The organism is uncultured Rothia sp. (assembly GCF_916049665.1).
Classification (GTDB): Bacteria; Actinomycetota; Actinomycetes; order Actinomycetales; family Micrococcaceae; genus Rothia.
This window is the reverse complement of sequence record NZ_CAJZIE010000114.1, coordinates 1-3,327: the sequence shown is the minus strand read 5'-3', so window position 1 is coordinate 3,327 and position 3,327 is coordinate 1. Positions and strand designations below refer to the sequence as shown.

Annotated in this window: 3 protein-coding genes and 1 pseudogene; 3 read left to right on the top strand and 1 reads right to left on the bottom strand. The window is 59.9% G+C overall.

From position 1 onward, the window contains the following. Positions 1-32: 32 nt before the first annotated feature. Positions 33-680 (top strand): GNAT family N-acetyltransferase, encoded by a 648-nt coding sequence (locus QZ540_RS08325; RefSeq protein ID WP_294629147.1) that lies wholly within the window; start codon positions 33-35, stop codon positions 678-680. Between the two features lie 6 nt (positions 681-686). Here the strand turns inward: QZ540_RS08325 and QZ540_RS08320 are convergent, their stop codons facing one another. Then, positions 687-1,004, bottom strand: a complete 318-nt coding sequence (locus tag QZ540_RS08320; RefSeq protein ID WP_060824004.1) for an acylphosphatase — start codon at positions 1,002-1,004, stop codon at positions 687-689. Positions 1,005-1,282: 278 nt separating this feature from the next. On the opposite strand from QZ540_RS08320, the gene QZ540_RS08315 reads away from it, so the two are divergent. Both QZ540_RS08315 and QZ540_RS08310 read left to right on the top strand, forming a co-directional pair. Continuing rightward, a complete protein-coding gene (locus QZ540_RS08315; protein ID WP_294629145.1) occupies positions 1,283-2,854 on the top strand; it encodes a DHA2 family efflux MFS transporter permease subunit in 1,572 nt (523 codons plus the stop codon). Between the two features lie 143 nt (positions 2,855-2,997). After that, a pseudogene (locus QZ540_RS08310) lies at positions 2,998-3,147 on the top strand (C4-dicarboxylate ABC transporter substrate-binding protein); the annotation flags it as partial. Positions 3,148-3,327 lie beyond the last annotated feature (180 nt).

Genomic DNA, 3,327 nt, shown 5'->3' with positions numbered 1-3,327 from the left:
GGCGCACAAACCCGAGGGTTTAAGCTCGAATCATGACCCCCGAACACAGTGACTTCTTAGAAAGCGGCGAACACGCAGCATCTGAATACGCAGAGCCCAATCAGCCCGAACTCATTACCGAACGCCTCACCCTCCGCCACATGCGCGAGGCGGATATCCCCGACATCGTGGAATCCTGCCGCGACCCGCAAATGATTCGCTACACCCGCGTACCGCTAAACTACACGCGCGCCGACGCCGAGGACTACCTGCTCACCACCGCCCGTCAAATTGCCGCCGGACAGATCCAGCGCTGGGCGATTGACGCCTCCGGCGTGTTCGCGGGGAGTATCGAGCTGCGCCTACCTGACGGCACCCCCGAAAGCCCCGGAACCCGCGCCGAACTGGGCTATTACGCCGCCCCAAAGGCGCGCGGAAAAGGCTATATGACCGAGGCGCTGCGAGCCGTCCTCGGCTACGCTTTCGACCCGCTCGGGCTGGGCCTTGAGACTGTCCGCTGGACCGCCCTGGCGGGTAACGAAGCATCCGAACGTGTGGCGGTTAAAGCCGGTTTCACCGGCATCTACGACGATATTGACCCGAACTCCGGCCGCCCCGATGAGAACGGTCACCCGGTGCAGCATCGGGTGCGCCGCGCCGATATGACCCGCGCCCAGTTCGCGGCGCTCTGGTCTAACTAGGCTGGACTACCGAATGCCGAAGCCGCGGAACGAGCCGGACGGCTCCTCCCACTCAACAAGCACCTCATCCACGCGGCCCGCGGTGTCGTCACTGCGTAGCACATCCACCAGGCGAGCGCAGGAGGCGGCGGTACCTTCCGCAACGACTTTCACGCGTCCGTCGTCGAGGTTTTCGGCGTAGCCGGTCAGGCCCATGGGCTTGGCGGTTCCGGCGCACCACCAGCGGAAACCTACACCCTGCACTTTGCCGCTGACGAAGGCGACGAGGCGGATTTCGGCGGGTTCTGCCGGGGTGCGGTCGGTGAAGAAATCAAAGAAACCCATGGGTCCTCCCGGGGTCGTCTTATTGGGGTGATCTGATGGGGCGCGCCAGCATTGGCGGCGCCCGGATTAGCTTTATAGCTTCAGTCTAGAGGGTTCAGAGTGCTTCGGGGCGGCATCAAGGCGCCTGTTGCCCGGTTGCCTCGCGCGCGTCGTGAACAGCTGAATTAGGGTAGAGCAACCGGAGCCGCACCCACAAGGGGAGTAAGATGGGGTGATATTTATCAGCGGCAACGCTGAACACGCAGACTGTACCCGCAACGCTCATCCACTGGAGGATCATGAGTTCCCGCCCCAAGAAAGCGCCTCTCGTCGGTAACCCGGCGAAGACACCCTACAAGCCCTGGCCTGCTCTCTGGTCCCTGGTTGTTGGCTTCTTCATGATTCTGGTGGACGGCAATATTGTCACCATCGCCCTGCCGCACATGCTGCAGGATTTGGATGCGTCGCTGTCGGCGGGCATGTGGGTGACGAGCGCCTACCTGCTGGCGTATGCGGTGCCGCTGCTCATTACCGGCCGTATGGGTGACCGCTTCGGTCAGAAGAACCTGTACATGATCGGTATGGCTATTTTTACGCTTGCTTCCTTGTGGTGTGGTCTGGCGCCGAATGTTGAGTCGCTGATTACTGCCCGCGTGGTGCAGGGTTTGGGCGCGTCGCTGATGACCCCGCAGACCATGTCTCTGATTACGCTGATGTTCCCGCCGAATGCGCGCGGTGTTGCCATGAGCATTTGGGGTGCGACTGCGGGTGTCGCCTCGCTGGTCGGCCCGATTCTGGGCGGCGTGCTGGTGGATACTCTCGGCTGGGGCTGGATTTTCTTCATCAACATTCCGGTTGGCCTGGTCGGCCTGTTCTTGGCGTGGCGTAATGTGCCGGTGTTCGAGCAGAAGAAGCACAGCTTCGACTGGTTGGGTGTGGTGCTTTCGGCGGTCGGTCTGTTCCTGCTGGTTTTCGGTATTCAGGAAGGTGCCACCTACGACTGGGGCATCATGACCGATTCGTTCCTGGGTACCGGTATTGCGGTGAGCGTGTGGGGCCTGATTATTGCCGGCATTCTGGTGCTGGGCCTGTTTATTGGTTGGCAGGCGGTGAACCGCAAGGAGCCGCTGGTGCCGTTGAGCCTGTTCAGCGACCGTAACTTCTCGGTGTCGAATGTGGCCATCGCGGCAATGGGTGTGGTCGCTATCAGCATGGCATTCCCGCTGACCCTGTACCTGCAGCAGGTGGAGGGCCTGGACCCGACCCAGGCTGCGCTGATGACCGCCCCGATGGCGTTGTTCTCGGGCGCGTTGGCGCCGGTGGTGGGTGCGCGTCTGAACCGTAACGACCCGAAGTGGATTGCCGTGATTGGCTTTACGTTGCTGGTTATTGGTTTTGCTCTGCTCCGCCCGACGATGGTTGCGGACGGCAACCTGTGGCTGATGGTTGGTCCGATGATTATTCTGGGTGCGGCGAACGCCTGCATTTGGGGTCCGCTGTCGGTGTCTGCGACCCGTAACCTGCCGCCGCAGCGTGCCGGTGCGGGTTCGGGCGTGTACAACGAGACCCGCCAGATGGCGTCGGTGCTGGGTTCGGCTGCGATTACGACGATTATGGCTTCTGCGATTACCTCGCACCTGTCCGCGTTGGGTCCGGCTGCCGCAGCGGGCGGTAGCTCTCACGGCAGCGCTGCTGGAGGCGTGCTTCCGCAGGTCCTGCGTGAACCCTACGCGGCGGCAATGGCTGATTCCATGATGCTGCCCCTGGTTGCCGCGGCGGTGGGCGCGGTCGTGTGCCTGTTCTACGCCTCCAAGAAGACCTCCGAGGCAAAAGCCGCCGCACAGAACGCTGGGGCAGAAAACGCCAAATAGAGACTTGCTAGAACAGTTTTACGTCATATTCGGTGCATAAACCTGAGATATGGTGCTATACCGGAGAAAATCTATATGCACTCTGTGTATGATGAAACGGGTTATTGTTGCCCTGAAGTGTTGAAACCTCGTGAGAGCGCAATAACCCGCTGAAGAAGGACATCTTCGTCGAGATGGACTACATGCCCGGCCTGCTCGCTAGCGAAGAAGAGCTCGACCGCATCACCGAATCCTTCGCCCAGCTTCCCCTCCGCAACCCGAACGGCACCACCGGCATCAACATCCACCTGGAGAAAGAGAGATGGCTAAAATCCCCACCTTGAGTTTGGTATTTTTGCCATTGTCTTCCTTGATTTGTTCAAGATCTTGAGCCAAAATCCTCACTTCCTCTTTCTAAAATCTAGTTTTTAAAAAAAATAGGCTATCTACCAGAAGTAGATAGCCTATTTTTTATGAGATGCTTGGGTGCTTAC

Excerpts from the sequence above, each read along its gene's own strand:
- QZ540_RS08320 (WP_060824004.1), bottom strand. The coding sequence starts at position 1,004 with ATGGGTTTCTTTGATTTCTTCACCGACCGCACCCCGGCAGAACCCGCC.
- QZ540_RS08315 (WP_294629145.1), top strand. The coding sequence starts at position 1,283 with ATGAGTTCCCGCCCCAAGAAAGCGCCTCTCGTCGGTAACCCGGCGAAG.
- QZ540_RS08325 (WP_294629147.1), top strand. The coding sequence starts at position 33 with ATGACCCCCGAACACAGTGACTTCTTAGAAAGCGGCGAACACGCAGCA.